Source organism: Paenibacillus sp. JT31N11 (assembly GCF_056269285.1).
On the sequence record NZ_JBWDNQ010000023.1, the window covers coordinates 54,822 to 74,636 of the forward strand.

Genomic DNA, 19,815 nt, shown 5'->3' on the forward strand with positions numbered 1-19,815 from the left:
TCCAATTAGAAAATAGCGGACTCCGGCGCCGTTTTTTTGGCGATGTAGTTGACGGTCAGCACGAGAATAAAGCCGACGAACGACTGTAAAAAGGCGACCGCGGCGGACATCCCCATGTCGCCCAGATCCATCAAGGCGCGGAAAACGTACGTATCGATGACGTCCGTCGTCGGATACAGTGCCGGATTGCGGCCGATGATTGCGTAGATAAGCCCGAAATCGCCGTTAAATATGCCACCGACGGCGAGAATCGTCAGCAGGATGATGGTCGGCTTGAGCAGTGGCAGTGTAATGAAACGAATTTTCTGCCAGCGGCTGGCCCCGTCCATGGAAGCGGATTCGTAAACCTCCGGATTGATACCGGCAATGGATGCCATATAGACGATGGATCCAAAGCCAGCCCCGTGCCAGATTTGCAGCAGGACAAGAATGGCGGGCCAGTACTTTGGCGACGACAAGAATTGAATTGGAGCGATGCCGAGCATGCCAAGCATCTGGTTGAGCAGCCCTCCGTCCGTAGCTACGAATGCCGTCATGAACATGGCGACGACCGTCCAGGACAGAAAATGCGGAAAGATCATGACCGACTGCATCACTTTCTTAAACCATCGACTGCCTAGCTCGGTAATCATGATGGCGATTGCGACCGCCGCAATTGTCCCGAATCCGATGAACAAAACGTTCAGAAACAGCGTGTTGGTCACGATTTTGATCCAATCGTCCGAATGAAAGAAGAATTGAAAGTTTTTCAGGCCGATAAATTCGCTGCCTGTAATGCCCTTGACCGCCTTGAAATCTTGAAAGGCGATGGCGATTCCCCCCATGGGCAAATAAGCGAAAACGAAAAACCAGATTATGCCGGGAAGGGCAAGTGCATACATAAACCTGTTGCTCTTCAACTCATATAAGAATGCCGAGACAGCGCGGCGCTTCTTCTGGTGTGCAACAGGCAGCACAACCGCCTGTTCGCCGGCGTAATTGGGATGTACCGGCTTCCCTGCGTCGTTCATACCGATCTACCTCCTGTTCATTGATGATTTGCTGCGCAGCCTGGAAGGCGGTTGTGCAACGGATGGGATTACTGTAATTCAGAAATCCCATGGTGAAAAGTTTGAAATAGTATTAAAAACATCGATATACAGCGGCAATGGGGTGTGAATTTCCACTACTTTGTTTGATTTATGCTTCAAACGGCGGTATCGTCGCCTCCGCAGCATTGGATCGGCGCGTTTTGCGGTAGTGGTCGGGTGTTTTGCCATAACGCTTTTTGAACGAGACATAGAAATAATTGGCGTTCTCGAAACCAACAAGCTCGCCAATCCTGTTTGCCGGAAGGTCGGTTTCCGCCAACAGCCGCTGCGCGTGTTCGAACCGGTATGATGCCAAATATGCCGCAATCGACTCTCCGGCTATATCCTTGAACACCTTGCGCATATAATTGAGTGACAGGCCGCCCACCTCTGCAAGCGCTTCCGCAGTCAGGTTCGGTTCGTGGAAATGCTGCTCGATATGCCGGATAATTTTGTCGACGACCCACTGGTTCTTATGGGCGGAATGCCGCTTGCGGCGGTTTATGATCGTTTCGCACAGGGCGATATACCACTCTTCGATCTGCTCCATTGTCTCCCACTGATACAGCCTCTGGCTAAGCAAACCGATATTGAGGTTCGAATCACCATCGTCTATTGCGCCCATCATTCTCGCTGTCCGGGCGGTTGCGATGAGGAGCTGGGCAAGCGTCAGCATTATTTCGTCGTACGGAGCGGAGTGGATACAGGCTGTAAGTTCCTGCAATGCCTCTCTTGTTTTCGACAAGTCCCCCAGCTTCAAGCAGTCGGTCACCTGCTTCTCCAAGTGAGACGTTTCGATATCCTGCAGCGCCATTCTCGTCTCCTCGATATCGTGGTCGATCAGACTGCCAGTTCCGCAGATTAGCCGGTAGCGGGATGCGAGGACAGCGGCTTCCCACGAAACCCGGATCGAAGCCAGTCCCTCTTCGGTGGGGCCGACAGCTACGGATACGGACAGCTTCAAATAATCCTTGATTCCGGCCTGCGCCTCGCGAAAAACCGCCTCTAAAAACTCCCCTTTGTCAGCCGTCTGCGGAAAATTGACGATGACGGCGACGGCGTCATCCCCGCTGTCGAAAACGGCCGTCCGGAAATGCCCGGCAGCCACCTCGGTCACAATATTGGAGACCGCATATTTGAACAAGGCGATATCCGTTCGGCCGTACGATGCAAGAATATCCCGGTAATGATCAAGCCGGACTAGACAAGCTGCGAAAAGCGTATGCTCGAACTCGATCCCGACCTGCTTCAGCTTGCCGACGATGTCCAGCTCGCTCGTCCAGATGCCTTCGGTCAACCGCTGAAGGACCTCCCGGCGTTTTGCCGACTGGTAATCGGCGACGTTCGCCTGTAAGTCGCTTATTCGCTCAGACAGATAAGCGAATGTTCCGTCCAGCAGATCAAGCTCAGATGCAAGCGGACGCTCGTTTCTTCCGATTCCGTGCGGGGATTTATGGACACTTGCGATAAGGCGATGAATCGGTCCGTAAATTCTTCGCGTATAATAGCCTCCGATTCCGAGCAAGACGACAAGAATGCCTGCAGTTACCAGCAAAATAAACTGCTTCATCTCCTTAACTTTGCCAAGAAGTGTTTCGTAATCGATCATACCGATGAAAGTCCAGCCCAGACTGTCCGACTTGATATAGGTAACCCGGTATTTGCGGCCGTCCTTGTTCCATTCGAACGTTCCTTTCGGCTGACTGGTGTTCCAAATGCGCCGGACGTAACTTTCTTCGGAGAGGTCGTCGTTCAGCATGCTGCTGTCCGTATGTGAGATGACTGTTCCGACCTTATTCAAAATCATGGAATGAAAGGATCCGCTCCCGGTGCCATTCATGACCATCGTCTGCAGCGTCTGCTGGTCCAGGTTAAGCACCATTGCTCCGCTTACCGCTTGTCCGACAAAACTTTTATATATGACAGAGATCAGATTCGCATCGTACAATTTCCCATTAATCGTATACTTTATATGGCGTGGAAAGAAAACGCCGTCTCGTGAAGTTCGTATCGTATCAAGCAGAGAAATGATATTTGGATCGTAAAAGTCGTCAAACGTCCGGACAGTGGACATCGAGGAAAAAACAAGCTTCTTTGAAGTATTCAGCAAATAGATCGAGTGCACCAATGGGTTCGATCGGCTCAGTTCATAGAGCTTTGCGCCGATCCTGCCGAGTTCGTTTGTATCGAAATCTTCATTGTAAAAGCCGAATTGGACATCCGCGTTCGAGAAAGCGGTTCCAAAATTTTCGAAGGCGGAAGAAATTAATATATTCGCCGTATTGTAGGACTGTTCAATCGCTCTCTGTGTGGACTTGTTGGCTTCCAGCGTCAAATCGTTCGTCACTTTGGACGTGATGCCGAAGGTCAGCACCATTGTAACCAACAGGCCAACGATTATATACGAGGATATAACCCGCACAAGCATCGGTTTGTTGCGCAAAAGTCTGTTCAGCCTTTTGATGACAGTTCCCTCCATTTCCTTAAAAGACCTTATGAAAAAACAGGCCGGAAACGCGCGACGGCCCGTTCATCAGTCTTGCAATGCTTTCACCGCACCTACCTGCCGCCGAGCGTATGCTTCAACCAATTGTAGGCGACACGCCCGCTGATCTCGTGCGCTCCTGAAAACAGATCCGTCTGAAGCCGATCTGCCGCTCCTTCCCGCTCATAAATGCCTTCCAATTCCTTGACCACCTGCCTGAAGCCAGCCACTGGAAAGATCGGGTCATCCGTACCCGACTCCAGAAACAGCGGACGGGGAGCGATAAGCCCGATCAGCTCGGGCAGTTCGGCGTGCGCGAGCAGGCCCGGAGTATAATTGTCGATGCAATGGTGAACGGCGAATATACTGAGCTTGAACGTATTTGGGAAGCCAGTCAGTACGACGGCCCGGATCCTCTCGTCCAACGCAGCTGCCGCATGGCATATCAGCGCGCCGCCGGAGAAGCCCATTGCTCCGATCCGCTCGGCGTCCGTTTCCGGTCTTGAGGCCAAGTACTCGAGCGCCTTGACTGCCTCGGCGACTCGCAGACCCGTCAATGTCTTGCCGAGCATCATCAGTTGGGTCGACAACCTGTAGCAGGAGCTTGGCGCATCGGGATTCTCTCTTAGATCAGCATCAAGCCGACGCTCGCCGAAGCCGACGACGTCCGGGGCTATAACAATCATGCCGCGCTTCACAAGCTGAACGGCAAAATGCTGATGAATGCCCGGCTTGCCGAGGTCCGGCGAACCGTCCGGGAGCAGGCCAACGATTTCACGGCTGCCGTAGCCATGCCCGTGCATGGCCAGAACTCCCGGCAGATTTGTCGGCCGGCCTTCGGGAATGAGAACATAGGCAGGAAAGCTGAGCCCCGGCGTCGCCGAAAGCTCCACCCTCTCCCTTACATACCCTTCGCATTGGACGCGTTCAAGAAGAACCGGCTCATGGTGCAGATTAGGCAGAAACTCGCCAATCGCTCTCCCCAAAGCATCCCGCAGTTTCGCTTTCCTCTCTTTTGCGCTTTCAGCCTCTCTAGCAAGGCAATGAGACCGCAGAGCCTCTTCGTACAGCGTGTCCAATAATCCGTCCGCTTTCCACATATGCTCTCCTCTCTGAATTCATAGTCTGTCACACACAGTCGCGTCGATTTTACTTCCATTGATGTTCGGATATCAACTCATCATAATCATTCAGGTTACCAGATCGAGTTGCGGTTTAGAATGCAGTTTTTCGAGTTCGATGTGAGTTTTTTTAAGATAAATCGTCTCCAGGCCCACTTCCCCCTCATCTCCTGCCCTTTGTAAACAAGTCGTGCGTTGCTTCCCGTTCGGAAGCCTGGACCCACATACTCGCAGTTGAAAATGGCGCCGTTTACTCGTTTTGTATGGGAAAGTAAACAGAATACGTCTCGTCCGTCACTTCATACAGCGGCATAAAGCGAATGCCTCTATGCTGGCCGGCCGTACGATAAGTCCCAGTATTCCACCAACCGTGGTGTCTCTCCCTGTCCGGCACCAGCAGCGTTGAAGGCTCGTCTGCATCGCCTATCAGCAATCGTTCTTCGTCCACAAGGCCGGCGAGAACGATCGGGCCGTCCATGAAGGCATAGGTACCCTTTTCTCCGGGAAGAGCCTCAACTGTCAGTTTCTTCGCAAATATGATTCGTACTCTATCGCCGTCTCGCCATTCCCGGCGAATTTCGCAGAAGGTGGACGGCTTGCCTGAAACACACTCAGCTACGCCGTTTACCTCGATGTGCGGCTCTCCTTCCAGCCACCAGGGAAGCCGCAACTTTAACCCGAATACCTGGGGAGATGCTGGCAGGGTAATGTGCAGCTCGTAACAAAAGAGATTCGGCCGGAATTCCGGTACCGGGGCCACATGAACGTCGGTGATGGCCTTCATTCCTTCTACCGACCAATTGTTTAGTGGAAAGACACCGGATTGGCTGTCCTGGGTCAGCCGAATCCCGATCTTGGCATGATTGACGAAAGCTTCGGATTCGGAAGGAATCCATTGACTTATCGCAACGCCTCCGTCATACGTGAGCAAAACCTGCTGGTCGTAAGCCGCGTTAGCCTGAATCAGCGTTCCATGACAGCACCAGAAATGCTGAGTTTTGGAGCCCCAATTTTTACGGCTGCCGGCCGCTACTCCCAGAAAATAAGAGACCATTCCGGTCTCTCCATGCTGATGCGCAAGTACGCCGTTGTAAAACCTTCTCTCCCAGTAGTCCGCATACTTCGCGTTGCCGGTCCAGCGAAGCAAAAATTGCGAAAGACGCATCATATTATAGTTGCAGCAATGCTCCTGCCCCACGCCCAACCGGAAGCTCATACCTCCCGGTGGCATCCACAGCTCCGCGTTATCGCCAGCTCCGGTGCATAGATAACCCCGTTTTTCGACGGCCAGATCCCAGAAAGCCAGTACAATGTCCCTGTACCGCCTATTTCCGGTCACTTCCCACGCCCTGGCTGCGCCTAAAATCTCCGGAATCTGAGTATTTGCGTGCTTATTAGTCAATACATCCTTACCTTCAAGCAGCGCATCAAAGAAACGCCTCCGGTCGTAGCGCTCGATAAGCTCAAGATGCTTCGGATCGCCGGTCACGCTGTATAAATCAGCCCATGACTCCAGCATGCCCCCTGTTTCAAGATCCAGCAGGTCGTCCATCTGTTCCCGAGTGAAGGTTTCCGTCCAACGATGGAACCAGGAAGCAATGCCTTTCTGGATGACCAGTGCCAGCTCGTTGCCCGCAAGCACATACATTTCGTGCAGTCCCATCAGCAGCTTATGAATCGTATAATGAGGCGCCCATACCCATTTGCCCTCGGAGACACGGTGCATGAATTTTTCCGGGAAAGCAGCAAGCCATTCACCACCATTCTCCTGCTGGCAGCGCGCCAGTTCGTCAACGATGGTATCCGCCTTTGCTTTGACGAGCCGTTCTCTCTTCTGCGCATAAATTCTCGCTGCCGCCGACAGCCAGTGGCCCATCATATGACCGCGAAGTTCACAGGTCGGGGATTCCCAGCCCCAATGCCAATGCTCGGGTCCTTCGAGTGTTGTCGTCGACGCAGTCGTCGTCCCGCCATTTCCACTGTAGCTCCATAAACCTGATTCCAGGTAAAAATTGCGGAGCAAATTGTCGTTGGTCAAACTCATGACGTAGCTTTCATTCAATTCAAAGCGTTTGGCAAGCGGACCCGGTAGCAGCTTTGTGCAGCCATGCTGTGATTCTTCGAATACGATATTATTCATTTGGAATGCCCTCCATTATTTGTTCTACAACCATATTGTAATCATCGTCGTTCAGGCGAGGAATGGCGCCCATTTGGATTTACCTATATTTTTTTCAGGTTGTATACTACAGTAGGGAGAGTCAAAAAAATAACGATAAGGAGATATTACGTGGATAGCGATATTTATTTGGCCGCTAATCGCTTCCCGCTCGTAAGAGACGCCGGCTTCAATCGCGTTACAGGGAAGTACGCCCATCATAACCGGATTTTGGATTTTGACGTCTTTTTCTATGTGTCGGAAGGAAGCATGCAGGTTATCGAAGAAGGTCGGGAGTTTATTGTCAACGAAGGCGAGCATCTTTTTCTCCGCAGTGGGCTGCATCATTGGGGGAAGGCGATTGACACACCGGGAACAAGCTGGTACTGGATCCATTTCGAAACGTCCGAAGCCGATACAAGAAACCTTGGTGAGTATGGGCCTATGCCCGGGCTTGATGCCTATTTTCCTGACCATTACGCCTATCGTTTGCGCATGCCCAAGTACGGCGCCTCAATAGGGCACCAGTCACTTAAACAGACGCTGGATACTATCATTCTCGAATTTCGTATTCAACGACCGAATGCTATGACCTGGATCAGCCTTGAAGCGTATGCCTTGTTTCTCCGGTTGAATCAGGCTAGCTCGAATCTGCCGGCCATTAAGCGTAATTCCTCTGTCTCTCAGCGCGTTTTGCCATTATTGGCCCAGCAGGCAAATCGTCCGTTCGATGCGGCAGCGCTCATTAAATTGCTGCATTTAAATTACAGTTATATGTCCACGGCTTTTCGAAACGAAACGGGACAAACGATCATAGGTGCCCATACGAAACTGAGAATGAACCGTGCTATAGAGTTAATGCGGAGAGGAGATATGCAAATCGCGGAAATTAGTAATGAACTTGGTTTTCAGAATCCTTTTTACTTCAGCAAGGTTTTTAAAAAGACATTTGGCATGCCGCCCTCGGAGTACAGCAAACGATTCTATTAAGTTGATAGATACCCCATGGCAACGGACAGACCGATTCCTGCCACCCGTCACCATGACGAATTTCCTGCAGCCATCCATCGAATGTTTTCCGTGTATGGTGTACGATGTCCACCTGACGACCCTCCACCCACAGCTTGTCCAAAGCGAAGTTTGGAAACGGGGCCAATGGATGGTTTTTGAATCAGCAAAGAGACTATATGCAAGTTTTGGGTTTCAATATTGTAAGCCGTTTTCGGATTACATTGAGGACCCAAACAGTGTATTTATGACAAAGGAATTATGAGTTCATCTTTTGTGCGTCCATTTAAGGGGAATGATAGCGCAATAATAGAGAACCAGTCTAGCACTTTATTCTCGTGTTTCGACTGGTTCTTCTTTTTGAGCCTTCACTATATGGAAAGGTACTATTGCTTTTGCAGCCAGTCGGTCAATCTTAACATTTCAACACCCGCCAGCATAACGATCCCGATTCCATGCGTATCGTTCAGGAGCGTGTGCAAATCGTACTTATAATAGTGGCTGGAGAAGGAATAGCCCGAACCTCTGCACACCCCGTGCAAATTGCCCTTCGCATCGATGCTGTGGCGGGTCAAGCCTTCCCAAGCCCGGACAGCGCTGTTTGCATAAGAGGACGGGTCCGTCAGCCAGCCGTCACGAATGCCCCGGGAATACGCATAGATGAACATGGCCGTGCAGGAGGTTTCCAGGTAAGCATCCGGCTCGTTTATGACCTGCCGCCACAGCCCTTCCGGGCTTTGATGGACCAAATAACCGGCGCACAGCGTCCGAAACATCTCTAGTAATTCATCCCGGTTCGCGTGCTGCTCAGGCAGAACCGCCAGAAGCTCCGCAAGGGAGAACAGCACCCAACCGTTTCCTCTTCCCCAAGGCACACCCGTTGCCATATCGTTCTGAAAGTCGTATACATGCGACATTACATTTTCCTCTGGTATGTACAAATAATGCTTATACTGCAAAAACTGGCGCGCCGCATCGTCTACATGCCGTTCGTCTCCCGTCAGCTGATAGTACCGGCACAGAAACGGCACGCACATGTAGAGGTCATCTGCCCACATCGTATGCCCGCGGTAGAAGGCGCTGTTAGGCAATCTTTCCTGAACTTCCGCCATATACGCCCCGATTTCATGGGCCAGAGCTTCTGCGCCCGGAAGCTGCCGATATTCCCGGTACACCTCCAGCATCGTCGAGCCGAAGGAGCCGCAATCGTCGAGGCTGTCGATATGCGCGATCGGTTGATTGATTCCCGCAGCGCCGTACTGCATATAATCCCACTTCGTATACGCATACCAGGCTGCGCTTTGCCCCACATGCGCGGCAGCATAATCGGTCAGATCCGGCCGACTCAGCTTTCTTCCCGCTTCCACTAAGCCGTAGATCGTTACACCGACCGGATAATTCCATTTGCCGAAGAGCGGCGCTTCGATATAAGGGCGGACCCAGGTACCCGGCGCATCGAGACGCCAGTACGTTCCTTGCTCTCCATCTTCATGGATCCGGTACAGATCGCCAAGCGCCTCGACCGACGGGACGTATTCCTCAGCGAACGGCCCCAAGTAAAGCCATTCACAGGCGCAGCCCTTCACCTTGACAGGGGGTGTGAACGGCAAAACCTCGTCTCCGCCCCATACCGCAACATTGGCTCCCCATGAAGGATTTGCCGTCTGGCGCATGATCAGCTGATGCGTTCCGAACGATAGAGCCACGGGAATATCAAAATCTCCAGGCTGCCCCGAGCGGTATACCTCTTCACCGTCCACAAATAACGCCAGGCTGCCCTTACTGCGGCCTTTTATCCGGTAATCGCCTGCGCCCGCATACGAGCAATACAATTGCGTCCATGCAAATGCTGTGCGGCCCGCATCTTCACCAAATAGCCGTTCGAAAGGCGCGGCGGCCTGCTTCTCCGGACTCCAATTTAAACGCGGATGCCATTGAAGCGAACCCCCGAATTCGGAATGTCCGGCTGTCGGCAGCTGCTCCACAGGATATTCCGTCGGCTCGCTATATAACCAGCCTTCTTGACCCTCCCGCTCCTGCGAGGCCACGATCGAATTATAGATGACCCATTTCGTGTTCGAGGTGCCGAAGAGGCCGCCAAAGCCGGCGCGGGTTTTTGTGAATTTCAGGACGACGTCGTTCCACCCTTTATCGAGCAGAGCCCGGCAGCCATTCGTGCGTCCCTTCCGTTCCTCATGCGGCAGCGAGCGAAATTGGCTACGGCCGTTAACGAACACCTCGAGCGGACCATGAGCAGACACCGACCAATTCATTTCGGCATCCTGCGCTTCGCTCCACACCTTGCCCCATGCGTAACTAATCTGCCCAGCGCGAGCTTCGGGAAATCTCTCGTCCAATTCGAAGAGGTAACGAAAATCGTTCGTGCGCCCAATGCCCTCCCGGTTAAATGCCCGGTATACATAAGGCTGTACCGGATTATCGGCCACGTAGCGGTTGGATAGGGCATGCAGGGCGGCCACGATATCCGAGCTCGACTTCTCGTTAATACTGTCTATTTGCTGTAGTAATGTCATGATAAATGACTCCTTTCCTTCCTATATCATCAAATCTACTTCACTTCAGCATACTGTTCCGTATACTCGCCAGCGATTTGATCTCCGCCGGCTTTACGCCATTTCTCAACCTCTTTTCTCCACGCGGCTTCGTCGATTTCTCCCATGACAAACTTAACATTGGCATCGCTTAAGAGCACGGCGATTTGCGAGCCCAGCTTAATATCCGTCTCAGACATCAAGCTCATCGTCGGATCGGCAATTGCATACTTTTCATTTTCGATTTCCAAGGCAGCGATTTTTTGCTCCAGCGGCGTTAATTTTCCTTTTATGGAATTGCGGTCCGCTGGAACAATGGCCAACGTTTTTTGGTAAGGAAACCCGATCTCGTTATCATAAAGCTCCTGATCGATTCTTATTGCCTGACCGTTCTCTTCTTTATAATGCTTGTCCTTTATCCCCCACTGCAGCAGCGTAGACATCTCTTCATCCGCCATCTTTTCGAAAAATCCGAGGATTTGCTTTAATTCCGCCTCATTCTTCACGCTGTTTTTTGGAAATAAAAACATGCCGTTCGAGCCCGTTCCAGCGGCCCGCCGCGTATTGCCATCCGGTCCCTCCAACAGACTGAAAATATCGATCGCGGCATTTACGTCTTGCTTCTTGACTCTTTCCTCATAAGCCGTTACCGCGTTGGATGTATTGATAATCATGCCTGCTTTGCCGAATTCGAACTCGCCTTCGTATTTCGGACGGTCTGCGACAAGAAAATCTTTGTTGATTAAACCTTCTTCATACAGCTTTCTCGCAAACAGCAGCGCTTCAAAATATTCATCCGTCAGTACGTCCTTTATGAACTTACCGTCTTCCACCTTCCAGTTGTTAGGGGCTCCGAATGGAACGGCGAAAAGCGGAGGCGCAAAGCTAACAGTCAGTCCGTACGTATCCTTTTTGCCGTTTCCATCCGGGTCATCATTCGTAAATGCTTTTAGGACAGTGTACAGCTCGTCGAACGTTTTCGGTTCTTTCAGTCCCAGCTTGTCGAGCCAGTCTTTCCGGAAAATGAACATTTCGCGCGATAGCGGACGTACCCTTGGGAGGCTGTACAACTTCCCTTCGATCGATATGTTATCGTAAAAGATTTGGCTGAGCGATGATAAATGAGGATAGTCCTTCATATAAGGTCCGATTTCCCAGAAGACATCATCCTGCGCGGCTTCTACCAAAAAGGAGCTTTTGGGCAACCCGACAATCGCTTTCGGCATATCGCCCGACGCCACCGTCACCGGCAGCTTCTCGTAATAAGTGGAGGTCGGATACGATTGAATGTCCAGTTTCGTATTCGTATATTGCTCTATCTTTTGCAGCACTTCATTGTCAGGAGCCGGAAATTCCTTGCCGTCAAAGTTGTAGGTCATCGTAAGCGTGAGCGGGCCTTCCGCTCCTTCATTGCCTGCATTCCCGTTGCCGCTGCCCGAGCAGCCCGCCATCGTTATTGAACAAATCATAGCAGCCGTCAATATTTTCGAAGAAATAGTCCAGCTTTTTCTCTGTTTCATTGTCATTTCCCCCTTATTATTCTTTCATCGAACCGAGCAGAACGCCTTTCGCGAAATGCTTTTGCAGGAATGGATAAACCAAAAGGATCGGCACGGTAGCCACAACGACGACGGCCATTTTCACAGATTCGCCGTAGAAAGCGACGCTATCCGAGCTGCCGGCTTGTGCGGAATCTCCGAAGCCTCCCGATGCAAGCACGACGATTTGCCGCAGCAGCACTTGAATGGGCCATTTATTGGGATCGCTAATATAAAGAATTGCGTTGAAATATTGGTTCCATAAACCGACGGCGTAGAACAAACCAAATGCGGCAAGTGGTGGCAACGATAATGGAAGTACGATCCTTGCGAAAATTTTCAGCTCGTGACAGCCGTCTATTCTCGCCGATTCCTTCAGTTCCTCCGGCAGCTGCTGAAAGAAGCTTTTCAGCACGATCAGGTTATAAGCGCTGATCATGCCCGGAACGATTAACGACCACATGCTGTCCAGTAAACCTACCCATTTGACCACGAAATAGGTTGGAATCATCCCCCCGCCAAAAAACATCGTGAACAAAATAAGCAGCATGAATCCTTTTCGGCCTGGCAAATGCTTATGCGACAGCGCATACGCCGATATAGCGGTAAACAACAAGCTGACAAACGTCCCGATGACCGTTACATATACCGAAACTTTCAAGCTGTTAAGGAACGTACCGGTGGAAAAAATATATTGATAGGCATCAAATGTGAAGCTTCGCGGAACCAATCCGTCCATCGTCGAAACTGAAGAAACGATGACATAAAGGAAAGGCAGTATCGTTACAGCTGCAACTATAAACAAAAACAAATAATTCAATACGTCGAAGAGACGACTTAAGACCGATTTATCTTGAACCATGCCTTGCCTCCATTCTCAGTAAATGCCCTCTTCCCCGAACTTCTTGGCCAATTGATTAGCGCCAACTACCAGAATCAGGCCAATGACTGATTTAAATAAACCGACCGCGGCGCTGTAGCTGAATTGCGCTTGCTGAATGCCCACGCGGTACACGTAAGTGTCCAGTACTTCGCCGACTTCGCGGTTCATCGCGTTGACCATCAGAAAGATATGCTCGAAGCCGACATCGAGAATGCTGCCTAATCTAAGAATGAGCAAGATGACTATGACACTGCGGATCGATGGCAGCGTAATATGCCAGAGAAGCTGCATTCGACTCGCTCCGTCCATTCTGGCCGCCTCGTAAAGCTGCGTATTTACGCCAGCCAAGGCAGCTAGAAAAATAATAGTGCCCCATCCCGCGTCTTTCCAGATCGACTGCAGCAGGATGAGCGGCCTGAACCAATCCGAGCTGAACAGGAAGGCAACCGGTTCTCCCCCCAGCCGAGCAATGAGTTCGTTTACGATGCCGCCTTCATTCGTCAATAGAATATAGCTGATCCCCACGATGACGACCCAAGACAAAAAGTGTGGTATATAGACCAGCGTCTGGACGACCCGCTTGAATGCCTCCATCCTGATTTCATTTAGCAGCAGCGCCAAGATTATCGTGGTAGGGAAAAACACTATCAAATCCAGCATGGCTAACAGCAGCGTATTGCGAAATAGCATCCAAAATTGCGTCTCATTAAAAAAACGAATGAAATGCTCGAATCCAACCCATTCGCTGTGCCAAAATCCTTGATGGGGACGATACCTTTGAAAGGACATAAACACGCCCCACATCGGCCAATATTTGAAAACAATGAAATAGATAAGACCAGGCAGCAAAAGAACGTATAACCAACGCTCCTTCCAGACACGTGTCCACAGCGATCGTTGTCTTGCCTCCGGCTGAATTCGGATCTTGGAAGCCGTATTTATCGTGTTAATAGACGCTCACCCCTTTAATGAATACCGACGGTCTGCAAACGCTCCGTCTTGCCATAACGTTCGACTTACGATTAATCGCTTACAATACGACTTATTTGAAACGCTCCTTCCGCTTCTCAAATCTACCCTAGAGTATATTTTAACTAGGGAGCAGCGGAACCGCTTCGCTCGCATTTGTTAATTCGGGCCAGTCATTTCATTCTCTTTGGCATGAATATGCAGTTGTCAGAAGAAAATAAAGTCTTAGACTAGAAAAATTAAGTGCTAGACTGAGAAAATAAAGTTGTAGACTTGGAAAATAAAGTATTTGACTGACGTTGCTTCATTAAGCTAACTGGCTGGTTACTGTAACTATTCTCTCCCCAAATACGTCTAAAATGGAGAACCCCGATGGGGTCGTGGAGAGTCGGAACAAGGAATAACAACATGCGCGGCACTTATGCTGATTCAGTCACCATTGCTTCCAACCGCGATTCATAACGTGTCTTGGTATCTTAGATCTTGTTTAACGAGCTCTATCAATCTGAAGATGAAGAATAATGCTTCTCTGGCATGCCTGTAGATAAACCTAGTGGAAAGGTAATAGGTAAGAAGCCTTCATGCATAAAGTAGGTTAACCGCTTCAGCTTAGGCTGTAGCGGTTTTTTCTTTGAAATTTTGGAAAAAGTCTTGAATGTTCAACAGATTGGTTAGTTATGCTTCCTCTGAGAACGTTAGCTCAATAAAACAGCGGTCGTCTAGGACTTTATTTTCTCGTCCACGGCTGTCGCTTTTTTCATAGTTGGGACCAGTCTAATGCTTATTTTACGAGATCTGACGGTTTTATAATTCAATAAGCCGCATGGGACCAACCTATCCAGTCTACTACTTTATTTTCTTTCTACAGCAGTCTGTGTAAAACAAAAAAAACGCCCCATCCTATTGAGGATGAAGCGTCCAACAACCGCCGGCATTTATCTTTCGAGCCATTTCGCTTGCTTCCGGTAATGCTCCGGCGTCGTGCCGGCAACATCCTTGAATACCTTCGTGAAATGGGAAGCGTGCTTAAATCCGACGCTGAACCCAACATCCGTCACGGATAAGCCTTCAACCTGAAACAGCACTTTAGCCTGGTTTACGCGGCGATTATATAAAAATTTGAAAATCGTAGTTCCGGTCAAATCCTTAAATACTTTGCTCAGATAAAATTTATTCAAATGAAGCTCGTTTTGCAGACGATCAAGTGTAATCTCATCCATGTAGAAGCGTTCAATGAACGCGATAATATTTTGCACATGCCGTTCCCGCTCCGAGCCTGTTTTGCCCTTCAGCATTTGCTGCTGGCACAAATCGTAAATCCAGTACAACAGATCATCCATGCCAAGCAAGAAACGGTTGCGGCCTACAAAATCATCGCGCTCGTAACATTGATGCATGCCTGCAAACATACGCTCGATCTCAGTCTGCTGGGCGGGATTGAGCTGTAGCCGGAGGTTATTCAGTTCGGAGAAGGGACGAAGCACTTCCGGAAAGCGATCGGCATCATCGCGTTCGGAAGCTTTCGCGCCGGCTTTGGCATTGAACATACATCGTCCCGGATCGATTGAGCGGATAAGATGCGGTTCGAAATGAAGAATGGTCCGGACATAAGGAACCTGCTGGTTGATTTTCGGTCGATGAAGCGTTGAACCCTGCATCAGAATAAGGTCTCCCGGCTGCAGCTCGTAGCTATGCTCCCCAACAATAAAACGGGCCTGCCCATGGTGGAAATAAAAAACCTCGTAGGTGCTGTGCGAATGAAAGGTGGATGTCACGTTCGGCACCGCATTCCGGTACTGCCAGTCAATAAGATCCTTCATATCATAAGTGCCCATGTCAGCGTCCCCTTTAACCAGCAAGTCTATTAGTTACAACCACCAGTGGTTGTCCTTTTCTTTCAGCGGCAGCTTGCCGCCCGTCCATTCGTATTCCGCGCTGCCTGCCTCTACCTTCCAGCTCGCCGGACAGCTGTTGTATATCCAGTCCAATGGCTCCGCTGCCGGAATGGCGGTTGAAGCTGTCTTGAACGCCAGCCTTAACTCATCGATCTGCTCGGCTGTATCTTATCATCCGTGTGAATAATCGGGAAAAACGGGTAGTTCTTGCAGCAGACCCTGGGGAAACGGATTTTCCTTCTGCGACGGATGAAGGGGTCTTCCATGTAACACGAACGGCTTTTGCCTTTGGATGATTTAATAACGGAGCATTGCACGTCGTACAAGGAATTAACCGAGAAGTATCCGCACTGCTGACGCTCGGCCAAAAGGATGAGACGGTAAGCAGCTTGTGGATTGAGCAAATTTAGAAATGACGATTATCCCAGATACACAACCCGAAATGTGTCACCTTCGACGGGGTCTCCTTGCTTTATCATACATTTGTTTTCGATGTGATTTTGTCAGAGGATCATCGCAACATCGAAGGGATCATTATCGTGAACCAATATTTTGCGGCAGATAAATAATGATCTCTTTTCGTCCATGATACGCCATTAGCGCTCACCACAGCATTCTTTGATAATTGCGCAATCGATAGAAACATCACCGTCAATAGAACAAATGTAAGCAAAATGAACACGGGCAAATATGAAATAATTGGCCGCTTCAACCACTGTCTAGTCAATACCTTCCCCCACTGAACATTATTAAAAAACATTTTTATTGTCGCATGATTCGATGAATGTGTCCATGATGTAGAAATAACCGCTCCGAGACTCCGTTAGTAGAACTCTCCGAACCTTTCTAGGCCATCTCGGTAATGCAAGTTCTGATCCCCGCGCTGTCGCAATATAACGAGGCAACGAGTGAGATGGATGGGCTCAAGATCGTAATCTTATGAACTAGCGAGTATGCCTGAGATCCTAAATACCAGAGGGAGCTGGTATAGCTGGACTGGCGCATGGATATTTCTTGTCATAGTAACTATATAAATGTTAGTTAGTCAATTCAAATAGGCTAGGTCCAAAGATTTTGCGTTCTTACATAATGAAAGTCTCTTAACTATAATTCCTACTATCAGCTAACGACTCTATCGAAGGAGATGTTTCCTAATGAACGAACGATATCAACTTTTGTTTCAACCGCTTAACCTGCCGAATCAGATCCAATTAAAAAATCGAATGATTATGGCTCCCATGACGCACTTATCTTCCCATGTCAATGGTTCCATTACCGACCAGGAAATTGAATACTACGCTCGTCGTGCACAAGGTGTTAGCATGGTCATCACGGCAGCCACTTGGGTTGCACCAAACGGTGGTATTCCTGGCGCGCCTGCCGCTGACCGCGACGCAGTGATTCCTGGACTTCGTAAGCTTGCGTTAGCTATACAAGAGCAAGGAGCTAAAGCGATTTTACAGATCTTCCATTCTGGCCGCCAAGCGTCGTTAACTGGAGATCTTGTGAGCGCCAGCGCTGTACCGGAACAGACAAAGGGTTCCATTGTACCACGTGAATTGACAGAAAATGAAGTTGAAGAGCTTATTCATGCCTATGGTCAAGCGGCAAGACGCGCCGTCGAGGCAGGGTTTGATGATGTTGAAATTCATGGCGCGAACGGCAATCTTCTTCATCAGTTTTTTTCGCCATTTACAAATAGACGCAGTGACCGTTTCGGTGGGACACTCGAGAAACGGATGACGTTCGCTTTGGAGATTGTGAATGAGGTGAAACGGGTTGCAGCCGTGCACGCAAAGACCCCCTTTATCATCGGATATCGGTTATCACCCGAAGAGCCGGAAACACCAGGAATAACAATGGCTGAAACACTCCCATTCGTAGATGCCCTTGCGTCGGGAGGGTTGGACTACTTGCATATTTCTTTGAAAAATTATAAAGCAGTACCACGTCGGGGAAGTTGACTTCAGAAGGAAACCAAGATGGAATACGAACAACTCTTTCATTAAAAGATCAACATAAATTGGTCATCCCTGACGGAATGTGGCAGCTAATTTTAAGTGATCCAGGCTGGTTTCCCACAGTGCAAGAATTATAAGCTTATAACAGATCATGAGAAAAAGGAGCTAGCGAACTTTGAGTCGTGGCTCCTTTTTCTTTTGTAAGCATAGCCTCCCCATGATATCAATGAAAAAAGAGAGCAATCGCCTCGGCAAGCTCCTTCACTATCGTACCCGTTAGCGTAGTCACTTTGAGGCTGTGCGCGACATTTCAAAAAATACTACATGACGCACCTTTCAATTAGACAAACGATACAGGGTTCCTTACAAGGACGATACATCACATTATCTCTAAGGCTCGCTTCGTGTTACGGACCAAACGTTTGCGGTATTCATCAGGTTAAATGATTGCCCTTCGGTTTTGTGGGTTAGGCAGGGTGATAGTCGACAATAACCAGTGCCTCGCCACTCCTTATCTTGTGAATATTTACGGACTCGGCGTGTTCGGACAAGCAATGTTTACAAGTTCGATATACAGCCGATATGTTTTGGATATTAAGTGCTTCTATACTATGTTCATGGAGATCGAATCCAATGCTGAAGGGCGGATAACAAATGAAAAAAAATGTAAAAAAATCAGTCGTATCTTTGATGGTGCTGGGTATGACGGTATCGGGCGCTGCGGGCGTATATGCGGGATCCAATATGCAGAAAATTACAGCATACCTGAACCATGACGTTGGCATCACTGTAAACGGATCGGCGTTTACGCCGATGGACGGCAACGGCAGCAAATTGACGCCGATCACGTATCGGGACACTACTTACCTGCCGGTCCGGTCGATTGCAGGTGCGCTCCATGTTCCGATCGCGTACGACGGCAAGAACCATCAGATTCTCATCGGATCGGTGCCAGTGGCGAACGGTGAGCTGTCCGACTTGACGTACAGTGCCGCACAGGTCGATGCGATCAAGAAAGAATTCGCAAAATTTCAGTCTTTTGAAACGGCGTATGCACCGACGCAAATCGTCAAAGGCGACGCATACCTAAATGCAGCTGCTACCGATGACGGCGTCAACTTGGTGTTCAGCCATATGATCGTCAACGTCTCGCCGCGGGATTACTCGGACGGTTATGAGAGCAAGGCGGTTTCGCTGTCCAACGGCACCAAGGCCAAATGGTACACGCCAGGAGACACCGCGATGCTGAGCTTCAAGCTGGACGACCGGACCATCACGATCAGCTCGCCGGATCATGCGCTGAACAGCGCGCAGATCGAGAAGGTGGCGGTCAGTGTAACCAAGACCCTGATTGGATCGGCTCCGGTGGCAAACGGTGAGCTGTCCGACGTGACGTACAGTGCCCCACAGGTCGGTGCGATCAAGAAAGAATTCGTAAAATTTCAGTCTTTTGAAACGGCGTATGCACCGACGCAAATCGTCAAAGGCGACGCATACCTAAATGCGGCTGCTACCGATGACGGCATCAACTTGGTGTTCAGCCATATGATCGTCAACGTCTCGCCGCGGGATTACTCGGACGGTTATGAGAGCAAGGCGGTTTCGCTGTCCAACGGCACCAAGGCCAAATGGTACACGCCAGGAGACACCGCGATGCTGAGCTTCAAGCTGGACGACCGGACCATCACGATCAGCTCGCCGGATCATGCGCTGAACAGCGCGCAGATCGAGAAGGTGGCGGTCAGTGTAGCCAAATTGCAGTAAACGACCGATTCGGCTGCTCCACATTTATGAACGACTACTGAAGGCTACCCCGCCGGTAGATTATCACTGGCGGGGTAGCCTTCCATTTGTTGCATGAAACTATCCCCTGTGCGGCCTGCTCCCCCAATGTCTTCTTCCTCTTAGCCTAGCCGAGGATGAAATCCTGCGAATTCATGAGTCAGGGTGAGAAAATTAAATCGTACCGAGGGAGTTGAGCAGACCGTCAGCCAGCGTCATGACACTAACGTACCTGTTAGTTTAACAGGCCACCAATTGTGCAGACAGCCTGGCGTCATTGCGCTCCCTCGGTACGATTAAGTTTTCTCACGAATGCTCGCTTATTCGCAGGATTTCACCCTTGTTAGACATGTATGAAGGTCGTTCGGGTGACCAATTCATAGACCTGGACAA

The 19,815-nt window shown here is 49.9% G+C and carries 11 protein-coding genes and 2 pseudogenes; 4 read left to right on the plus strand and 9 right to left on the minus strand.

Annotated elements, in window-relative coordinates:
* Window positions 1–5 precede the first annotated feature (5 nt).
* The 4 genes from AC0YNV_RS37065 to AC0YNV_RS37080 form a co-directional block, all read right to left on the minus strand.
* Window positions 6–881: an ABC transporter permease gene (locus AC0YNV_RS37065; protein WP_475772572.1), complete on the minus strand. Its 876-nt coding sequence runs from the start codon at window positions 879–881 to the stop codon at window positions 6–8.
* 298 nt (window positions 882–1,179) lie between these two features.
* The gene (locus AC0YNV_RS37070; RefSeq protein WP_475772563.1) at window positions 1,180–3,513 is read right to left on the minus strand and encodes a helix-turn-helix domain-containing protein; all 2,334 of its coding nucleotides are present in this window, start codon (window positions 3,511–3,513) and stop codon (window positions 1,180–1,182) included.
* A 116-nt stretch (window positions 3,514–3,629) separates the two neighbouring features.
* Window positions 3,630–4,655 (minus strand): dienelactone hydrolase family protein, encoded by a 1,026-nt coding sequence (locus AC0YNV_RS37075; protein WP_475772564.1) that lies wholly within the window; start codon window positions 4,653–4,655, stop codon window positions 3,630–3,632.
* Between the two features lie 271 nt (window positions 4,656–4,926).
* The gene (locus AC0YNV_RS37080) at window positions 4,927–6,816 is read right to left on the minus strand and encodes a beta-L-arabinofuranosidase domain-containing protein (protein WP_475772565.1); all 1,890 of its coding nucleotides are present in this window, start codon (window positions 6,814–6,816) and stop codon (window positions 4,927–4,929) included.
* Window positions 6,817–6,966: 150 nt separating this feature from the next.
* Here AC0YNV_RS37080 and AC0YNV_RS37085 point away from each other — a divergent pair, with 150 nt between their 5' ends.
* Both AC0YNV_RS37085 and AC0YNV_RS37090 read left to right on the plus strand, forming a co-directional pair.
* The gene (locus AC0YNV_RS37085) at window positions 6,967–7,824 is read left to right on the plus strand and encodes a helix-turn-helix domain-containing protein (protein WP_475772566.1); all 858 of its coding nucleotides are present in this window, start codon (window positions 6,967–6,969) and stop codon (window positions 7,822–7,824) included.
* Window positions 7,825–7,971: 147 nt separating this feature from the next.
* Window positions 7,972–8,107, plus strand: a pseudogene (locus AC0YNV_RS37090) (N-acetyltransferase); the annotation flags it as partial.
* 121 nt (window positions 8,108–8,228) lie between these two features.
* Here the strand turns inward: AC0YNV_RS37090 and AC0YNV_RS37095 are convergent.
* The 5 genes from AC0YNV_RS37095 to AC0YNV_RS37115 form a co-directional block, all read right to left on the minus strand.
* Window positions 8,229–10,376 carry a glycoside hydrolase family 88/105 protein gene (locus AC0YNV_RS37095; protein WP_475772567.1) on the minus strand — a complete coding sequence of 716 codons (2,148 nt, stop codon included), beginning with the start codon at window positions 10,374–10,376 and terminating at the stop codon, window positions 8,229–8,231.
* A gap of 35 nt (window positions 10,377–10,411) precedes the next feature.
* On the minus strand, window positions 10,412–11,914 hold the full coding sequence (locus AC0YNV_RS37100; protein WP_475772568.1) for an extracellular solute-binding protein: 1,503 nt from the start codon (window positions 11,912–11,914) through the stop codon (window positions 10,412–10,414).
* Between the two features lie 16 nt (window positions 11,915–11,930).
* Entirely contained in the window at window positions 11,931–12,794 is an 864-nt protein-coding gene (locus tag AC0YNV_RS37105) for a carbohydrate ABC transporter permease (protein WP_475772569.1), read from the minus strand.
* Between the two features lie 15 nt (window positions 12,795–12,809).
* A complete protein-coding gene (locus AC0YNV_RS37110) occupies window positions 12,810–13,733 on the minus strand; it encodes an ABC transporter permease (protein WP_475772573.1) in 924 nt (307 codons plus the stop codon).
* 986 nt (window positions 13,734–14,719) lie between these two features.
* Window positions 14,720–15,619: an AraC family transcriptional regulator gene (locus AC0YNV_RS37115; RefSeq protein WP_475772570.1), complete on the minus strand. Its 900-nt coding sequence runs from the start codon at window positions 15,617–15,619 to the stop codon at window positions 14,720–14,722.
* A gap of 1,214 nt (window positions 15,620–16,833) precedes the next feature.
* Between AC0YNV_RS37115 and AC0YNV_RS37120 the strand changes: the two are divergent.
* Both AC0YNV_RS37120 and AC0YNV_RS37125 read left to right on the plus strand, forming a co-directional pair.
* Window positions 16,834–17,777: pseudogene (locus AC0YNV_RS37120) on the plus strand (oxidoreductase).
* A gap of 517 nt (window positions 17,778–18,294) precedes the next feature.
* On the plus strand, window positions 18,295–19,404 hold the full coding sequence (locus tag AC0YNV_RS37125) for a hypothetical protein (RefSeq protein WP_475772571.1): 1,110 nt from the start codon (window positions 18,295–18,297) through the stop codon (window positions 19,402–19,404).
* Window positions 19,405–19,815: the final 411 nt, after the last annotated feature.

Coding starts and splice junctions, on each gene's coding strand:
- AC0YNV_RS37125 (WP_475772571.1), top strand. CDS start 18,295: ATGAAAAAAAATGTAAAAAAATCAGTCGTATCTTTGATGGTGCTGGGT.
- AC0YNV_RS37100 (WP_475772568.1), bottom strand. CDS start 11,914: ATGAAACAGAGAAAAAGCTGGACTATTTCTTCGAAAATATTGACGGCT.
- AC0YNV_RS37095 (WP_475772567.1), bottom strand. CDS start 10,376: ATGACATTACTACAGCAAATAGACAGTATTAACGAGAAGTCGAGCTCG.
- AC0YNV_RS37075 (WP_475772564.1), bottom strand. CDS start 4,655: ATGTGGAAAGCGGACGGATTATTGGACACGCTGTACGAAGAGGCTCTG.
- AC0YNV_RS37115 (WP_475772570.1), bottom strand. CDS start 15,619: ATGGGCACTTATGATATGAAGGATCTTATTGACTGGCAGTACCGGAAT.
- AC0YNV_RS37065 (WP_475772572.1), bottom strand. CDS start 881: ATGTATGCACTTGCCCTTCCCGGCATAATCTGGTTTTTCGTTTTCGCT.
- AC0YNV_RS37105 (WP_475772569.1), bottom strand. CDS start 12,794: ATGGTTCAAGATAAATCGGTCTTAAGTCGTCTCTTCGACGTATTGAAT.
- AC0YNV_RS37080 (WP_475772565.1), bottom strand. CDS start 6,816: ATGAATAATATCGTATTCGAAGAATCACAGCATGGCTGCACAAAGCTG.